This window comes from Micromonospora sp. NPDC003816 (genome assembly GCF_042874705.1).
GTDB lineage: Bacteria > Actinomycetota > Actinomycetes > Mycobacteriales > Micromonosporaceae > Micromonospora.
Genome location: NZ_JBIANP010000006.1, coordinates 185,514 through 201,271, shown reverse-complemented (window position 1 = coordinate 201,271; position 15,758 = coordinate 185,514). Strand labels below are relative to the sequence as shown.

The 15,758-nt window shown below is 70.0% G+C and carries 16 protein-coding genes; 1 reads left to right on the top strand and 15 read right to left on the bottom strand.

The genetic code is table 11. The features are described 5' to 3' along the window. Nucleotides 1–2: 2 nt before the first annotated feature. The 14 genes from ACFYTT_RS20865 to glyA all read right to left on the bottom strand — a co-directional run bounded on the left by ACFYTT_RS20865 (nucleotide 3) and on the right by glyA (nucleotide 12,028). Nucleotides 3–809, bottom strand: coding sequence for an SGNH/GDSL hydrolase family protein (locus ACFYTT_RS20865; protein WP_387261249.1), 807 nt, complete (start codon nucleotides 807–809; stop codon nucleotides 3–5). Between the two features lie 247 nt (nucleotides 810–1,056). Next, nucleotides 1,057–1,515, bottom strand: a complete 459-nt coding sequence (locus ACFYTT_RS20860; RefSeq protein WP_131052258.1) for a DUF2550 domain-containing protein — start codon at nucleotides 1,513–1,515, stop codon at nucleotides 1,057–1,059. 12 nt (nucleotides 1,516–1,527) lie between these two features. Beyond that, nucleotides 1,528–1,812 carry a F0F1 ATP synthase subunit epsilon gene (locus tag ACFYTT_RS20855; RefSeq protein ID WP_131052259.1) on the bottom strand — a complete coding sequence of 95 codons (285 nt, stop codon included), beginning with the start codon at nucleotides 1,810–1,812 and terminating at the stop codon, nucleotides 1,528–1,530. An 89-nt stretch (nucleotides 1,813–1,901) separates the two neighbouring features. Next, entirely contained in the window at nucleotides 1,902–3,050 is a 1,149-nt protein-coding gene (locus tag ACFYTT_RS20850; protein WP_131052260.1) for an LCP family protein, read from the bottom strand. A gap of 226 nt (nucleotides 3,051–3,276) precedes the next feature. Then, nucleotides 3,277–4,728 (bottom strand): F0F1 ATP synthase subunit beta, encoded by a 1,452-nt coding sequence (gene atpD, locus ACFYTT_RS20845; RefSeq protein ID WP_117225973.1) that lies wholly within the window; start codon nucleotides 4,726–4,728, stop codon nucleotides 3,277–3,279. Beyond that, entirely contained in the window at nucleotides 4,728–5,666 is a 939-nt protein-coding gene (locus ACFYTT_RS20840; RefSeq protein WP_131052261.1) for a F0F1 ATP synthase subunit gamma, read from the bottom strand. The genes atpD and ACFYTT_RS20840 overlap by 1 nt, the downstream gene beginning before the upstream one ends. A 9-nt stretch (nucleotides 5,667–5,675) precedes the next feature. Continuing rightward, entirely contained in the window at nucleotides 5,676–7,319 is a 1,644-nt protein-coding gene (atpA, locus tag ACFYTT_RS20835; protein ID WP_387261244.1) for a F0F1 ATP synthase subunit alpha, read from the bottom strand. 92 nt (nucleotides 7,320–7,411) lie between these two features. Next, a complete protein-coding gene (locus ACFYTT_RS20830; RefSeq protein ID WP_131052263.1) occupies nucleotides 7,412–8,233 on the bottom strand; it encodes a F0F1 ATP synthase subunit delta in 822 nt (273 codons plus the stop codon). Next, on the bottom strand, nucleotides 8,233–8,763 hold the full coding sequence (locus tag ACFYTT_RS20825) for a F0F1 ATP synthase subunit B (RefSeq protein WP_131052264.1): 531 nt from the start codon (nucleotides 8,761–8,763) through the stop codon (nucleotides 8,233–8,235). Before ACFYTT_RS20825 ends, ACFYTT_RS20830 begins: the two co-directional genes overlap by 1 nt. A gap of 29 nt (nucleotides 8,764–8,792) precedes the next feature. Then, entirely contained in the window at nucleotides 8,793–9,017 is a 225-nt protein-coding gene (gene atpE, locus ACFYTT_RS20820) for an ATP synthase F0 subunit C (RefSeq protein ID WP_117225978.1), read from the bottom strand. Between the two features lie 85 nt (nucleotides 9,018–9,102). Beyond that, complete coding sequence (gene atpB, locus ACFYTT_RS20815; protein ID WP_176095104.1) at nucleotides 9,103–9,882, bottom strand: F0F1 ATP synthase subunit A; 780 nt, start codon at nucleotides 9,880–9,882, stop codon at nucleotides 9,103–9,105. 42 nt (nucleotides 9,883–9,924) lie between these two features. Continuing rightward, nucleotides 9,925–10,146, bottom strand: coding sequence for a hypothetical protein (locus ACFYTT_RS20810; protein ID WP_131052266.1), 222 nt, complete (start codon nucleotides 10,144–10,146; stop codon nucleotides 9,925–9,927). A 164-nt stretch (nucleotides 10,147–10,310) separates the two neighbouring features. Continuing rightward, nucleotides 10,311–10,745 (bottom strand): hypothetical protein, encoded by a 435-nt coding sequence (locus ACFYTT_RS20805; RefSeq protein ID WP_387261238.1) that lies wholly within the window; start codon nucleotides 10,743–10,745, stop codon nucleotides 10,311–10,313. Continuing rightward, complete coding sequence (glyA, locus tag ACFYTT_RS20800) at nucleotides 10,742–12,028, bottom strand: serine hydroxymethyltransferase (protein WP_387261236.1); 1,287 nt, start codon at nucleotides 12,026–12,028, stop codon at nucleotides 10,742–10,744. The genes ACFYTT_RS20805 and glyA overlap by 4 nt, the downstream gene beginning before the upstream one ends. A 35-nt stretch (nucleotides 12,029–12,063) precedes the next feature. On the opposite strand from glyA, the gene ACFYTT_RS20795 reads away from it, so the two are divergent. Then, complete coding sequence (locus ACFYTT_RS20795; protein WP_387261233.1) at nucleotides 12,064–13,548, top strand: SDR family oxidoreductase; 1,485 nt, start codon at nucleotides 12,064–12,066, stop codon at nucleotides 13,546–13,548. A gap of 15 nt (nucleotides 13,549–13,563) precedes the next feature. Here the strand turns inward: ACFYTT_RS20795 and ACFYTT_RS20790 are convergent, their stop codons facing one another. Beyond that, nucleotides 13,564–15,675 (bottom strand): transglycosylase domain-containing protein, encoded by a 2,112-nt coding sequence (locus ACFYTT_RS20790; RefSeq protein WP_176095106.1) that lies wholly within the window; start codon nucleotides 15,673–15,675, stop codon nucleotides 13,564–13,566. Between the last annotated feature and the right edge of the window lie 83 nt (nucleotides 15,676–15,758).

The window sequence follows — 15,758 nt, the reverse complement described above, 5'->3', positions numbered from 1 at the left end:
GCTCAGCCGGCCACGGTACGGAAGACCGGGTAGTACCCGCCGGACTGGCCGGCCGCCGTCGGGTGGTAGGAGACGCCGATGTTGGCGAAGTTCAGCGCGTGCAGCCACTTCTCGCCGTAGCTGCAGAGCTGGTGGCCGACGAACTGGGAGCGGACGTCGGCGAACGCGAAGCCGGCGGCCAGGGCGGCGGTGCGGATGATGTCGTTCACCAGGTTGATGCCCTCGTTGATCTTCGTGCGGGAGGTCGCGCTGAGTCCCGCGCAGATCGTGCCGAGCTGATAGAAGACCGGGTAGCCGGTGACCACCACCCGGGCCGACGGTGCCCGACTCCTGATCCCGTCGTAGACGGCCCGGAGCAGCCTCGGCAGGTCGGCTCGGGCCTTGGCCTGTGCCGCGTCGACCGCGGCGACGCATTCCGTGGTGCCCTGGAGCACGCAGGTGCTCATGATGGTGCCGAAGCCGACGTCGTTGCCGCCGACGGTGACGCTGACCAGCGTGGTCCGACTGGCCAGCGCCGAGAGCTGGGTGTTGACCACGCTGGTGGTGGTGGCGCCCGAGCAGGCGACCGAGCGGTACGACGCCGGGCCGACACGGGTCGCGTAGAGCGCCGGATAGGCGGCGGTGCTGCGTTGGCAGGAGCCGCTCTCGGAGGTGTAGCTGCCGGCGCCCACTCCGGAGGCGTACGAGTCGCCGAGGGCCACGTAGTGGTCGCTCGGTGCCGCCTGGGCGGGGGCGGCGGTCAGGCTGAGGGTGGTGGCGAGGGCGACGACCATGCTTGTGGCAAGCGTCGCCAGACGGGTTCTCCGCACGTCGTTACTCCGGGGTAGCAGGGGGACGTTCGGAGATTGATATCACTAGATATCGATGAAGGGAAGATCTCTAGGCGATTCCACCGGACACCCGGGCGAGATCTGGCACGGATGTGCCACCACCGCACGGGCACGGTGGTGGCGCTGAGGTCGGTTACCGGGACCGGTCAGACGGGCGGGAGTGGCACACCGGGACACGGCCGGACACGGCACACACCCGGTGCGTGCCGTTGAGACACGAGATCGATCAGGCGGCGGGCCAGTCCTGCGACGAGGCCAGACGCGGCGAGGCCGCCCCCGGAGGGGCGGCCTCGAGCCAGGAGAGGAATCCGGTGACGGTGGATCGCGCCATGGCGATCTCGACCGGAGCATGTCCGCTGCTACACCGGAGGATGATCCAGTCCGAGGGCATGGACATTCGCTCCTGCCCCTCGGGCAGGCGCCGTCGATCCACGGTCAGCCCCTCGCGGCACAGCACCCGCTTGGGCCGCACCGCGAAACTGACCAGGCGGTACCAGCGGAGCTCGTCACCGGCGAAGCGACCGAAGCCGGGCGCCCAACCACGGCCGTCGAGCATGGTGGAGGTCCGCACGCTGAGCCGGATGATCCCTCCGCTACGGGTCACCAGCGCCCGCCGGGCGAAGAGGACCAGGATCGCGCCGAGGATCACGGCGACGCCGATTCCGACCCCTTCGACGATCTCCATCGGCGGGTCGGCTCAGTTGCCCTGAGCGGCGGAGGCCCGGGTCGCGGTCTCGGCCAGCACAGTCACGCCCCGCTCGTTCACCGAGAGGAAGCCGCCGGCCACCTCGTAGACGACCTGCTCGCCGCCGGGCAGCTTGATGCGGACCTGGCCGGAGTCGGCGAGCTGGCCGAGCAGGGGCGCGTGCCCCGGCAGCACACCCAGCTCACCCTCGGTCGTACGGGCCATGACCATCTCGGCCTCGCCCGACCAGACCTTCTCCTCGACGGCCACGAGCTGGACGTTAAGGTGTTGTGCCACGCTGTCTCCTTGCTGAGGCGGCGGATTGGGGAAAGTCTAGTCGCGGCCCTGACCTGTGCTTCATGCGGGTGCCGGGAGCCACGCCGCGATCAGCCCTTGTTGACGAACTTGGGATGTTCGAGCAGGAACGGGTCCAGGAGTTCCCGCTCCAACGCGACGAAGAAGTCGTCCACCTCGGGCTCGAACCGCTCGCCGAGGTAGTTGCCGTTCTGCAGGATCCCGCCACCCGGCAGCTTGATCATCTGAATGTTGCCGGGACGGATGTCCTTGAGCGCGAGGCCGAAGTCGATCACGCTGTGCCCCCGGCCGCTGAAGATCAACGACTCACCGGCCGCCCGCAGCACCCGGTCCAGCTTCACCGGGTTGGTCACCACGTCGGCGCTGAGCGCCTGACCGGCCATCGCCTTGACGAACTGCTGCTGGTGCCGCTGCCGGCCGTAGTCGCCGTCCGGCACACCGTTCTCCGGGTAGCGCTGGCGGACGTAGTCCAGCGCCTGCCACCCCTGCAGGTGCTGCTTGCCCTTCGGATAGATCGCCTGCGGCCCGATGTAGCCCCCACCGCCGGGCCGGCCCTCACGGTGCTTGCCGTCCGGCTGGCGGTGCCGGGAACGGACCTCCCGCTCGATGTTCATCGTGACGCCGCCCATCGCGTCGACGATCTTCTGGAAGCCGGAGAAGTTGATGATCGCACCGGCGTCGAACCGCTCGATGCCGGTGACCTTCTGCGCGGTGAGGGCGAGCAGCTCGAAGCCGCGCGCGGCGTCCGGCTTCCCATCGGGCACCCGGCTGCCGAAGGACATCGCCGCGTTCAGCTTGGTGGTGCTGCCGTTGAAGTTCGCCTTGGGGAACGCGGGGATCTCGACGTAGAGGTCCCGGGGCAGGGAGAAGAGGTACGCCCGGTCCATCTCCTTCGGCACGTGCAGGATCATGATGGCGTCGCTCAGCGGCGGCCGGTCGTCCCGGACCGGATCGATGCCGACCAGCAGGATGTTGAGCGGGCCCTCGATGTCGCTCTTGGCCTCGCCCGCCGCCTGGTCACCGAAGAGGTCGGCCTTGCCGATCGCCCCCTCGTAACGGGCCATCAGCGCCTCGGCACCCACCAGCGACGTGCCGCTGACCATCATCAGCACCACACCGAAGATGGTGCAGAGCTTCGCCCACAGCGGTACGCCCCGCCAGATCGACGTCTTCTTGCCACCACGCGTGCCGCGCGTACCGCCCCTGCCGGCCTTGCCCACAAGCTTCTCCGTTCGTCGCGTCCCCGGGAGGTGTACGGGTCCGCGTAGCCGAAAGGTTTAAGTCGTTCGCCGCTCATCCGCGCCTGAGCTGCACTAGACGGTATCTCGGGCACGGCGTGATCGCCGAGCACGGGAAACCGGGCAGCCAGGATCGTACGTCCCGTAGATGAACGAAAGGCCGTCCCGGCGTGAACCGGGACGGCCTTTCTTCGTTCGAACCGAAGGGTCAGCCCTTCATCAGCTCGGCGGCCTTCTTCTCCAGGTCGTCGAGCCCACCGCACATGAAGAACGCCTGCTCGGGGAAGTGGTCGTACTCACCCTCGCTGATCTTCCGGAACGCCTCGATGGTCTCCTTGATCGGGACCGTCGAGCCCGGCACACCGGTGAACTGCTCCGCCGCGTAGGTGTTCTGCGACAGGAAGCGCTCGATCCGACGGGCCCGCTGGACCGTGATCTTGTCTTCCTCGGAGAGTTCCTCGATACCGAGGATGGCGATGATGTCCTGCAGGTCCTTGTAGCGCTGGAGGATCCGCTTGACCTCACTGGCCACCTGGAAGTGCTCCTGGCCGACGAACTCCGGGGCGAGGATCCGCGACGAGGACGCCAGCGGGTCCACCGCCGGGTAGATGCCCTTGTCGGAGATGGACCGCTCCAGGTTGGTGGTGGCGTCCAGGTGGGCGAAGGTGGTGGCCGGGGCGGGGTCGGTGTAGTCGTCCGCCGGCACGTAGATCGCCTGCATCGAGGTGATGGCCTGGCCCTTGACGGAGGTGATCCGCTCCTGGAGCTCGCCCATCTCGTCGGCGAGGGTCGGCTGGTAGCCCACCGCGCTGGGCATCCGGCCCAGCAGGGTGGAGACCTCGGACCCGGCCTGGGTGAAGCGGAAGATGTTGTCGATGAAGAGCAGCACCTCCTGCTTCTGCACGTCACGGAAGTACTCCGCCATGGTCAGCGCGGAGAGCGCGACGCGCAGCCGGGTGCCCGGCGGCTCGTCCATCTGACCGAAGACCAGCGCGGTCTTGTCGATGACGCCGGACTCGGTCATCTCGTGGATGAGGTCGTTGCCCTCACGGGTCCGCTCCCCCACACCGGCGAAGACGGAGGTACCACCGAAGTTCCGGGCGACTCGGGTGATCATCTCCTGGATAAGCACCGTCTTGCCCACGCCGGCACCGCCGAACAGGCCGATCTTGCCGCCCTTGACGTACGGGGCGAGCAGGTCGATGACCTTGATGCCGGTCTCCAGCATCTCGGTCTTCGGCTCCAGGTCCGCGAAGGCCGGGGCCTTGCGGTGGATGCCCCAGTGGTCGTCGGCGGAGATGGTCTCGCCCTCGGTGAGGTTGAGGCACTCGCCGATCGCGTTGAAGACGTGGCCCTTGACCGCGTCGCCGACCGGCACCCGGATCGGGAAGGCGGTGTCCCGCACCTCGGCGCCCCGGACCAGACCGTCGGTCGGCTGCATCGAGATCGCGCGGACCAGGTTGTCACCCAGGTGCTGGGCGACCTCCAGGGTCAGCGTCTTCTCGCCACCGGAGAGGGACACGTTCACGTGCAGGGCGTTGAAGAGGTCCGGCATGGCGTCGCGCGGGAACTCGGCGTCGACGACCGGGCCGATGACCCGGACCACGCGACCGGTGGCGGTCGTGGTCTCGGCTGGTCCTCCAGCAGTGGAAACAGTCATCACACTTCACTTCCCGACGCGGCCAGCGCGTTGGCGCCGCCGACGATCTCACTGATCTCCTGGGTGATCCCGGCCTGGCGGGCCGAGTTCATCTCACGCGTGTACTTGTCGATCATCTCTTCGGCGTTGTCGGTGGCGCTCTTCATCGCCCGCCGCCGGGCCGCCGACTCGCTCGCCGCCGACTCCAGCAACGCCGCGTAGATCCGCGTGTTGATGTACTTCGGCAGCAACGCGTCGAGCAGTTCCTCCGGGTTCGGCTCGAACTCGTAGTCGGGCAGCAGCCCGGGGGCCGCCTCCGACCGAGGCCGCTCCTCCACCTGCAGCGGACCGATGATCCGGGTCACCGGCGTCTGGGTCATCAGGGACTTGAACTCGGTGAAGACGATGTGCAACTCGTCCACCCCGAGCACCCCGTCCGCACCCGGACCGCCGTCGAGGTCGTCCGCGCCGGCCGAGAACGCCTTGACCAGCGTCTCGCCCACCTCGCGGGCGTCGGCGAACGACGGTTGCTCGGAGAAGCCGGTCCAGCTCGCCTCGATCGGCCGGTTACGGAACCGGTAGAACGAGACGCCCTTGCGACCGACGACGTAGAGCACCGGCTCCTTGCCGTCCTCCTTGAGCCGCGCGACCAGCGACTCCGCCGTCTTGATGGCGTTGGAGCTGTAACCGCCGGCCAGACCCCGGTCGGCGGTCACCAGCAGCACGCCCGCCCGCCGCACCCGCTCGCGCGGGGTCAGCAACGGGTGGTCGACCGACGCGTTGGACGCCAGCGCCGTGAGCACGCCGGTGATGGCCCGGGCGTACGGCAGGGACGCCTCCACCCGGGCCTGGGCCTTGGCGATCCGGCTCGTCGCCACGAGCTCCATCGCCTTGGTGATCTTCTTCATCCCCTTCGCCGAGCGAATGCGTTGACGAAGAACACGTACCTGCGCCGCCATGGCCCGGCCCTAACGCTTCTGGGCCGGCGCTGCGCTGTAGCGGGTGACCGTCTCCTGCTCGGCCTCGCCCTCCAGCGGCGCCGCCGGCGCCTCGTTGATCGTGCGCTCGTCCTCCCGGCCGAGGAAGCCCTGCTTGAACTCCGCGACGGCCGCGTCGAGGGTGGCGATGATCTCGTCGTCCCACTTGTTGTCCGCGATCGCCAGCAGCGTGGCGTTGTGCTTGCGCCGCAGGTGCTCCAGGAACTGGGTCTCGAAGCGCCGCACGTCGCCGACCGGAACGTCGTCCAGCTTGCCCTCGGTGCCGGACCAGACCGCGATGACCTGCTCCTGCACGGAGTACGGCGAGTAGTTCGGCTGCTTGAGCAGCTCCACCAGGCGGGCACCACGATCCAGCTGGGCGCGGGAGGCCTTGTCCAGGTCCGAGGCGAAGGCGGCGAACGCCTCCAGCTCGCGGTACTGGGCCAGGTTCAGCCGCAGCGAACCGGAGACCTTCTTCATCGGCTTCACCTGCGCCGCGCCACCGACCCGGGAGACCGAGGTACCGACGTTGATCGCCGGCCGGACGCCCTGGTTGAACAGGTCGGTCTCCAGGAAGATCTGACCGTCGGTGATCGAGATGACGTTGGTCGGGATGAAGGCCGAGATGTCGTTGGCCTTCGTCTCGATGATCGGCAGACCGGTCATCGACCCGCCGCCCATCTCGTCGGAGAGCTTCGCGCAGCGCTCCAGCAGGCGGGAGTGCAGGTAGAAGACGTCACCCGGGTACGCCTCACGGCCCGGCGGGCGACGCAGCAGCAGCGACACGGCCCGGTACGCCTCGGCCTGCTTACTCAGGTCGTCGAAGACGATCAGGACGTGCTTGCCGCCGTACATCCAGTGCTGACCGATGGCCGAGCCGGTGTACGGGGAGAGGTACTTGAAGCCGGCCGGGTCGGAGGCCGGGGAGGCGACGATGGTGGTGTACTCCATCGCGCCCGCCTCCTCCAACTGCCCCTTGATGGAGGCGATGGTGGAGGCCTTCTGGCCGATGGCGACGTAGATGCAGCGGACCTGCTTCGTCGGGTCGCCGGAGGCCCAGTTCTCGCGCTGGTTGAGGATGGCGTCCAGGGCGACCGTGGTCTTGCCGGTCTTCCGGTCACCGATGATCAGCTGCCGCTGGCCACGACCGATCGGGGTCATCGCGTCGATGGCCTTGATGCCGGTCTGCATCGGCTCGGAGACGGACTGCCGGGCCATCACGTTCGGGGCCTGGAGCTCCAGCTCACGGTAGCCCTCGTCGGCGATCTCGCCGAGGCCGTCGATCGGGACGCCGAGCGCGTTGACCACGCGCCCCAGGAAGGCGTCACCGACCGGCACGGAGAGCACCCGGCCGGTGCGCTTGACCCGCTGGCCCTCTTCGAGGCCGGCGTAGTCGCCCAGGACGACGACACCGATCTCGCGGACGTCGAGGTTCAACGCCACGCCGAGCGTGCCGTCCTCGAACTCGAGCAGCTCGTTGGTCATGGTCGAGGGCAGGCCCTCGACGTGGGCGATACCGTCGCCGGTGTCAGCGACGGTACCGACCTCTTCACGGGAGACGTCGGGCGAATAGGAGGAGACGTAGCGCTCCAGGGCGCCGCGGATCTCCTCCGTCGAGATGGTCAGCTCGGCCATCCTCTGCTTCCTTAAGTATCAGGGGCCCGGGATACCTAGTACCGACCGGTCCTCGGGTCGACTGTTATTCCGGGCGCTTCGCGGGGTGCTGGTCAGCGCTTCGCGAGCGCGTTGCGGGTCTCGTTGAGGCGACGCAGGATCGTCCCGTCGTACAGGTCCGAACCCACCCGGACGCTCGCTCCGCCGAGGATCGTCGGGTCAACCGTAAGCTTCACCGCGACCGCCCGGCCGTAGATGGCCGAGAGCTGGTTGGTGAGCCGGCTCTCCTCCTCGGCGGTCAGCGGGGCCGCGACGGTCACGTACGCGACCTGACGGTCACGGCGCTCGGCCGCCAGCTCCACCAGCCGGGACAGCGCGGCGGAGAACGACCGACCGCCGAAGCCGGCCAGTGCCGCCTCCACCAGTCGCACCGTCACCGGCCGTGCCTTGCCCGTCAGGAGCATCCCGATCAGCTCGGCCCGCTGGGCCACCGGTGCCGCCGGGTCGGACAGGGCGTTGGAGAGCCGCCGGTCCGCCGCGACCACCTGGCCGAAGCGGAACAGCTCGTCCTCCACCTCACCGAGTTCGTCGGCGCGGTCCGCGCTGGCGAGCAGCGCCTGCACACCGAGACGCTCGGCACCGTCGAGCAGCTCCGACGGTGCCGACCACCGGCCGGCGACCAGTGCACCGAGCAGGTCGAGCGTGTCCGCGCCGACCTTGCCGGAGAGCACCGAGGTGAGCAGGCCGCTGCGGTCCGCACCCGAACGGGCCGGGTCGGAGAGAGCCCGACGCAGCCGGACCTCCCGCCGCAGCAGGTCCGCCACGGCGAGCAGCTCGGCACCGGTGGTGGCGAGAGCCGTCGAATCGGCGCCCCGGACGTACTCCTCCAGCCGCTGACTCACGGCGGTGTAGGACTCCCGGCTGGCGGCCTGCATCAGCGGGCCCCCGCGCTCTCGAGGTCGGTGAGGAACCGCTCGACGGTGCCCTTGCGGCGGGCCTCGTCGGCGAGCGACTCGCCCACGATCCGGCCGGCCAGGTCGACCGCGAGACCGCCGACCTCCGCGCGCAGCTCGCGCACGATGGTCTCACGCTCCACAGCCAACGAGTCCCGGCCGGCGGCGATGATCCGGTCGGACTCCTCCCGCGCCTTGGCGAGGATGTCGGTGCGGATCGACTCGGCGTCGGCCCGGGCGTCGTCCCGGATCCGTGCCGCCTCGGTACGCACCTCGGCGAGCTGGGCCCGGTACTGCTCGAGCAGCTGGTTGGCCTCAGCCTGCGCCGCCTCGGCGCGCTTGAGGCCACCCTCGATCGCTTCGACCCGCGCCTGGTACATCGCCTCGATGCGCGGCATGACGAACTTCAGCAGCACGAAGCAGAGCAGGGCGAAGGCGATCGTCCCGATGACCAGCTCCTGCCACAGCGGCACGAGCGGGTGGTGCTCCACACCTTCGGCGGCGACAAACATTTCAGACCTCCGGGTCGGGAAGCGGACGGTCAGTTAACGGCGAAGGCGAGCACCAGGCCGAACAGGGCGAGCGCCTCGACCAGGGCGAAGCCCAGGACCAGCCAGGTCCGGTTGTAGCCGGCCGACTCGGGCTGACGGGCGCTGGAGTTGATGTACGCAACGAAGATCAGGGCCACGCCGATCGCGGGGCCGACAGCGGCGAGGCCGTAGCCGATCGTGTTGACGTTACCGCTGATCTCGGCAAGAACAGTCATTGCGGGTATTCCTCCTGTTTGACACGTGAGATCTCACGCGTACCGGTCGTACCTGAAGCTTTGGGCGGGTGCCCCGCGAAAAGGATCAGTGTTCGGTTGCGAGCGCCGATCCCATGTAGTTGGCGCTCAGCGTGACGAAGACGTATGCCTGCAACAGCGCGATCAGCACCTCGAAGAAGGCCATCACGATCGCCATGATGAACGAGAAGATCGAGGTCGCCTGGATGAAGATGTTGTCCGAGGCGAGCAGCACGAAGCCGCCGATGGTGAAGACCAGCAGGATCAGGTGACCGGCGAACATGTTGGCGAAGAGACGCACCGCCAGCGTGACCGGCCGGTTGATGAAGGTCTGCAGAAACTCGATCGGGATCAGCAGGATGTGCATCGGCCACGGGATGCCCGGCAGGATCAGGCTCTGCTTGAGGTAGCCACCCACACCGTGCGTGCGCATGCCCATGTAGATGTACATCACGTAGGTGATCGCCGCGAGCACGATCGGGAAGGCGATGTGCGAGTTCGGCGAGATCTGCAACCCCGGGATGATGCCGAAGAGGTTGGTCAACGCGATGTAACAGAAGAGCACCGTGAAATAGGGCGCGAACTTGACGCCCGCGCTGCCCATCTGTTCCTTGGCGATGTTGTCCCGGACCAGGCCGTAGATCGACTCCGCCATCCACTGGCCCTTGGTCGGCACCAGCTTCGGGTTCCGATAGGTGACCATGAAAAAGATGATCAGCAGGCCGACGGCCAGCCAGATCATGAGGGTGAACTTGGTGACGAATGGGCCGGCCACTTCCGGCAGGTAGAAGTCCTTGACCCCCGGGGGCCAGGGCAGCCCTTCAGCGGCGACAAGCTGTGCGCTCACCGTGTCATCCTCCGCACTCGACAGACCCGCGCGTGCCGAAACTCAGGCACCGAGCCTCTTCATGATCAGGTAGATCGCTCCGGCTGCGCCGAGCATCATGCCCACGCCGATCCCGATGCCGGTCGGCAGGCCGAGGAGCGTCCCCGCCAACCAGCCGAGGAATCCCCACACGAGGATGCCGGCGAGCAGGTAGCCAAGAACGGCTCCGGCAACGCCTTCCGACGAGTGCTCGTCGGAGCTTCCGCGATGAGGGTTGTCGGCCATGACGAGGCGAACTTTATCAGCCGGGGGTTTCGCGAGTGTGCGGCACCCCCCACACTGCGAGCAGCGTGCGGGCAATCGATACGGCGCCTCAGCCGCGCTCAGCTTACTCCTGCACGGCCCGCCGGGAAGGGGGGCGAAACGCCGGGCGAACACCGGCCGTACGGTCAGTGACCCGACGCCCGGTCGACGGTGGGCAGCGGGGAGCGCCAGGCCCAGGTGGTGTGCGCGACAATCCACACCAGCACGCCCGCGATGATCGCCACCCCCATGTCGGGCAGCCCGGGCCAGCCGGTCCGCGCCACGGCGGCCATCACCACGCCCAGGAAGACCATCTTGGTGGCGTAGGTGACCAGCCCCACCGGCATGACCATCTTCGGGCTCACCGCGTCCGCCCAGGCCACCGAGAACCCGGAGACCAGGTAGCTCACCATCACCAGACCGATCCCGGCGGCCACCCCGGCCGCGCCGGTCGGGCCCCGCAGCAGCGCGGCGACCGGCACGCCGACCACGGCCAGCCCGGCACAGGCCAGCAGCGGCAGGCGCAGGTGCGGCAGGCGGGCACGGATGGCGCCGGGCTCCCCCGCACGTGGCGCGGTCATCGGGCGTACGCCGGGAACTCGGCGACCAGCTCGGCCACGTCGGAGGCGACGCGGGCCAGCTCGTCGGCGCCACCCGGAGCCGCCGGGTCGGTGCGTACCGCGCGGGCGATCAGCTCGGCGACCTGGCGCATCTGCGGCTCGCCCATGCCCTGCGTGGTGACGCTCGGGGTGCCCACCCGGATGCCGGAGGCGACCATCGGCTTCTGCGGGTCGTACGGGATGGCGTTCTTGTTCAGCGTGATGGTCGCCGCGTCGCAGCGGGCCTCCGCCTGCGCCCCGGTCACCCCGGTCTCCCGCAGGTCGACCAGGGCCAGGTGGGTGTCCGTGCCGCCGGAGACCGGCCGCATCCCCTCCGCCGCCAACCCGTCGGCGAGCGCCTGCGCGTTGGCCACCACCTGCGCGGCGTACGTGCGGTACTCCGGCTGCGCCGCCTCGCGCAACGCGACGGCCTTGGCCGCCACCGCGTGCATCAACGGTCCGCCCTGGGTGAACGGGAAGACCGCCTTGTCGATCCGCTCGGCCAGCGACTCGCGGCAGAGGATGATCCCGCCGCGTGGACCGCGCAGCACCTTGTGCGTGGTCGCGCAGACCACGTCGGCGTACGGCACCGGGGAGGGGATGGCCTGCCCGGCGACCAGTCCGATGAAGTGCGCCGCGTCCACCATCAGGTACGCGCCCACCTCGTCGGCGATCTCCCGGAACCGGGCGAAGTCGATCAGCCTCGGGTACGCCGTCGCACCACAGATGATCATCTTCGGTCGGTGCGTCCGGGCCAGGTCCCGGACCTCGTCGTAGTCGATCAGCTCGGTGTCCCGCCGGACGGTGTAGCCGACCGTGTCGAACCACGTGCCGGAGAAGTTCACCCGGCTGCCGTGGGTCAGGTGCCCGCCGTGCGGCAACTCCATCGCCAGCACCGCGTCACCCGGCTGCACCAGCGCGGCGTACGCGGCCAGGTTGGCGCTCGCGCCCGAGTGCGGCTGGAGGTTGGCGTGCTCGGCGCCGAACAGCTCCCGGGCCCGGGCGATGCCGAGTTCCTCGGCCCGGTCCACCTGGGCGCACCCGCCGTAGTAGCGCCGACCCGGATAGCCCTCGGCGTACTTGTTGGTCAGCGTCGAGCCGAGCGCGGCCAGCACCGCCGGGGAGGTGAGGTTCTCGCTGGCGATCAGTTGCAGACCGCCGCGCAGCCGGTCCAGCTCGCCGAGCACCACCTCCGCGATCTCCGGATCCGTGGTGCTGAGCTGCTCGAAGTCGGGCCCCCAGAAGGTGCCCTTACCGGTCTCCACAGCGCCCGAGTCTATTCGGCCGCAGACTGGAGGCCGTGAGATGTCTGGTGACCGGTGCGACAGGCTACATCGGCGGGCGGCTGGCGCCGCACCTGCTGGCCGAGGGACACACCGTGCGCTGCCTGGCCCGGCGGGCCGGACGGCTGCGGGACGTGCCGTGGGCCGGGCAGGTCGAGATCGCCGAGGGGGACCTGAGCCGGCCGGAGAGCCTGGCCGGGGTCTTCGACGACGTCGACGTCGCGTACTACCTCGTGCACTCGCTCGGGCAGGCCGGTTTCGAGGACGCCGACCGGCAGGCCGCGTCGGCCTTCGCGACGGCGGCCCACGCGGCGGGCGTACGCCGGATCGTCTATCTCGGGGGGCCGGAACCGGCGGCCGGTGACGCCTCCTCGGCGCACCTGCGCTCGCGGACCGAGGTGGGCCGGATCCTGCTGGGCAGCGGCGTGCCCACGGTGGTGCTGCGCGCGGCGGTGATCATCGGTTCCGGCTCGGCCTCGTTCGAGATGCTGCGCTACCTGACCGAACGGCTGCCGGTGATGGTCACCCCGCGCTGGGTGTCGAACCGGGTGCAGCCGATCGCCGTCCGGGACGTGCTGCGCTACCTGGTCGGCTGCGTGGGCCTGCCGCCGGAGGTGAACCGGGCCTTCGACATCGCCGGGCCGGACGTGCTCACCTTCGGCGACATGATGCAGCGGTACGCCCGGGTCGCCGGACTAAGCCGCCGGGTCCTGCTGCCGGTCCGCGCGTTGACGCCCCGGCTCTCCTCGCACTGGGTCGGTCTGGTCACCCCGGTACCGAACGCCCTCGCCCGTCCGCTGGTGGAGAGCCTGGTGCACGAGGCGGTGGCGCACGAGCACGACATCGCGGCGTACCTGCCGGACCCGCCGGAGGGGTTGACCGGCTTCGACCGGGCGGTCGATCTGGCGCTGGCCAAGGTCCGCGACGCCGAGGTGGAGACCCGCTGGTCGTCGGCGGCGGGCCGGGACGCCCCGGCCGAGCCGCTGCCCAGCGACCCGCACTGGAGCGGCGGCAGCGTCTACACCGACGTGCGGGAGCAGCCGGTGGCGGCCTCGCCGGAGGCGCTGTGGCGGGTCGTCGAGGGGGTCGGCGGCCAGCACGGCTGGTACTCGTTCCCGCTGGCCTGGTCGGTGCGCGGCTGGCTGGACCGGCTGGTGGGCGGCGTCGGGCTGCGCCGGGGCCGGCGGAATCCGCACCGGCTGCGGGTGGGCGAGGCGCTGGACTTCTGGCGGGTGGAGGAGATCCTCCCCGGTGAGCTGCTCCGGCTGCGGGCCGAGATGCGGCTGCCCGGCCGGGCCTGGTTGGAGATGCAGGTGCGGCGCGACGACGACGGGCAGGTCCGGTACCGCCAGCGGGCCGTCTTCATTCCCAGGGGCCTGGCCGGGCACGCGTACTGGGCGGCGGTGGCGCCGTTCCACGCGGTGGTCTTCGGCGGGATGGCCCGCAACATCGCCGCCGACGCCGAGCGGACCGCCGTCGAGGCGCCACCGGCGGCGCGCTGACCGTCGCCCGCTCGCTCAGTCGCCGCTGCGGGTGGTGGTGTACCGCCACGCGGTCGTCTCGCTGGGCGGCACGAAGTCCCGGGACGGCACGTCGCGCAGCGCGAAGGCGAGGATCTCCCCCACCCCCTCCACCATCCGGCTCTGCACCGCCCGGCCGACCGCGTCCTGCGGATCGTCCGGGTTGGCCGCCATCGCCGCCGCCGCGAGCTGCGGGGTGAAGGCCACCACGGTCTCCGTGGCGTACCGCTCGGAACTGCCCGTCTTGCCGGCCACCGGCCGACCGAGCTGTCCGCGCAGGGCGGTGGCGGTGCCGCCGTGGCAGCCCTGGTACATCGACTGGTCCCCGACCGGGCAGCGGGCGGCGTCCGCCGCCGCGCGGGCCACGTCCACGTCGAGCACCTGGCGGCAGTCCGGTTGGCCGGCGGTCACCCGGCGGCCGGTGCCGTCGACGATCGAGGTGACCGGGGTGGGCGCGCACCACGTCCCCTCGGCCGCCAGCGTGGCGTACGCCCCGGCCAGGTCCAGCGGGGTGGTGGCGGCCACCCCCAGGGTGAACGGCCCCCACTCGCGCGCGCCGTGCCGGGCCAGCCGGACGTCGTCCTCGGCCCGCAGCACGATGCCGAGCCGCTCGGCCATCTCCACCACGCGGTCCGCGCCGACCCGCTCGGTCAGCCAGACGAAGTACGTGTTGACCGACTCGCCGAACGCGGACCACATGTCGTGCTCGCCGCGCATCGAGGCGCTGGCGTTCGACGGGCACCAGTACCCGCCGCAGTTCGTCTCGCCGCTGATCCGGTAGTCGGTGAGGATGCGGGTCGGCGCGTCGTAGACGGTCCGCAGCGGCATCCCGGCCTCCAACGCGGCCAGCATGGTGAACAGCTTGAACGTCGAACCGGCCTGGTACCCGACGATCGTGCCGCCCCCGGCGACGAGCTGGTTGACCGTGTTCGGGTAGTTGGTCTGGCCGGGCGGGTTGGCCGCGACGCTGTAGTTGCGGTTGACCGACATGGCGAGCACCCGACCGGTGCCGGGCTCGACGACCGCCGTCGGCATGGCATGCGGCTCGTCCACCGAGTAGACCCGCCGCACCTGCTCGGTGGTGGCCCGCTGCACGCTCGGGTCGAGCGAGGTGACGATGGTGAAGCCGCCCCGGCGCAGGGTGCGCTGCCGCTCGTCGACCGTGCCGCCGAACGCCTTCTGCTCGTTCCACCAGCGGGTGAACCAGTCACAGAAGAAGCCCCAGTCGTTGTGTCCCGAGGGCACCGCCGTGCAGTCGTTCGGCGTCTCGCTGGGGCGCAGGTTCAGCGCTTCCGCCCGGGCCGCGTCCGCCACCTCGGCGGTGACCTGACCGGTGGCGACCAACTGGTCCAGCACGTACCCCCGGCGGGCGGTGGCCGCGTCCGCGTCACCGTTGATCGGGTCGTCGGTGTGCGGGGAACGGACCAGCCCGGCCAGCATCGCCGCCTGTGCCAGCGTGAGCCGGTCCGGCGAGGTGGAGAAGTAGCGCTTGCTGGCGGCGGCGACGCCGTACGCCCCGGCACCGAAGTACGCGATGTTGAGGTACCGGGCCAGGATCTGGTCCTTGGTCAGCTCCCGTTCCAGCGCCAGCGCGTACCGCATCTCCTGGATCTTGCGGGCGGTGCTCACCTCGGTGGCCGCCGCCCGTTGCGACTCGGTCAACCGGGGGTCCGTGCTCAACACGTTGCGGACGTACTGCATGGTCAGCGTGGAGGCACCCTGCCGGGTGCCGCCGGAGCCCTGGTTGGCGGCGAAGGCCCGCGCCACGCCCCGCAGGTCGACGCCGCTGTGCTCGTGGAACCGGACGTCCTCGGCGGCGATGATGGCCTGGCGCATCACCGGGGCCACCTCGTCCAGCGGCACGTCCACCCGGTCCTCCTGATAGAAGGAGGTGATCAGGGTGGTGCCGTCCTTGGCGTACAGGTTGGACCGCTGGGCCGTGGGTGGCGTTCGGAGCGTGTTGGGCAGCTCGGTGTACGGCTCGGCCACCGCCGAGAAGCCGATCCCGAACACCAGCGCGGCCGGCAGTGCCGCCACCGCCAGCGCCAGGCCGGCCAGCGTGCCGGCCAGCAGAACGGTGAACACTTTCGGCAGGAACGCCCGGGTCATCAGCTCTCCCCGCAGGAGCCGTCAGGACCCTCCCAGAATGGCGCTAACCACCCTTTACGCCTCGGTTTTGCTCAAACCCGGAG

What these genes read in the sequence shown, in the direction of transcription:
- ACFYTT_RS20860 (WP_131052258.1), bottom strand. Translation starts at nt 1,515, where the DNA reads ATGGAGATCGTCGAAGGGGTCGGAATCGGCGTCGCCGTGATCCTCGGC.
- atpD (WP_117225973.1), bottom strand. Translation starts at nt 4,728, where the DNA reads ATGACTGTTTCCACTGCTGGAGGACCAGCCGAGACCACGACCGCCACC.
- ACFYTT_RS20840 (WP_131052261.1), bottom strand. Translation starts at nt 5,666, where the DNA reads ATGGCGGCGCAGGTACGTGTTCTTCGTCAACGCATTCGCTCGGCGAAG.
- atpA (WP_387261244.1), bottom strand. Translation starts at nt 7,319, where the DNA reads ATGGCCGAGCTGACCATCTCGACGGAGGAGATCCGCGGCGCCCTGGAG.
- ACFYTT_RS20830 (WP_131052263.1), bottom strand. Translation starts at nt 8,233, where the DNA reads ATGCAGGCCGCCAGCCGGGAGTCCTACACCGCCGTGAGTCAGCGGCTG.
- ACFYTT_RS20825 (WP_131052264.1), bottom strand. Translation starts at nt 8,763, where the DNA reads ATGTTTGTCGCCGCCGAAGGTGTGGAGCACCACCCGCTCGTGCCGCTG.
- atpE (WP_117225978.1), bottom strand. Translation starts at nt 9,017, where the DNA reads ATGACTGTTCTTGCCGAGATCAGCGGTAACGTCAACACGATCGGCTAC.
- ACFYTT_RS20810 (WP_131052266.1), bottom strand. Translation starts at nt 10,146, where the DNA reads ATGGCCGACAACCCTCATCGCGGAAGCTCCGACGAGCACTCGTCGGAA.
- ACFYTT_RS20805 (WP_387261238.1), bottom strand. Translation starts at nt 10,745, where the DNA reads ATGACCGCGCCACGTGCGGGGGAGCCCGGCGCCATCCGTGCCCGCCTG.
- ACFYTT_RS20790 (WP_176095106.1), bottom strand. Translation starts at nt 15,675, where the DNA reads ATGACCCGGGCGTTCCTGCCGAAAGTGTTCACCGTTCTGCTGGCCGGC.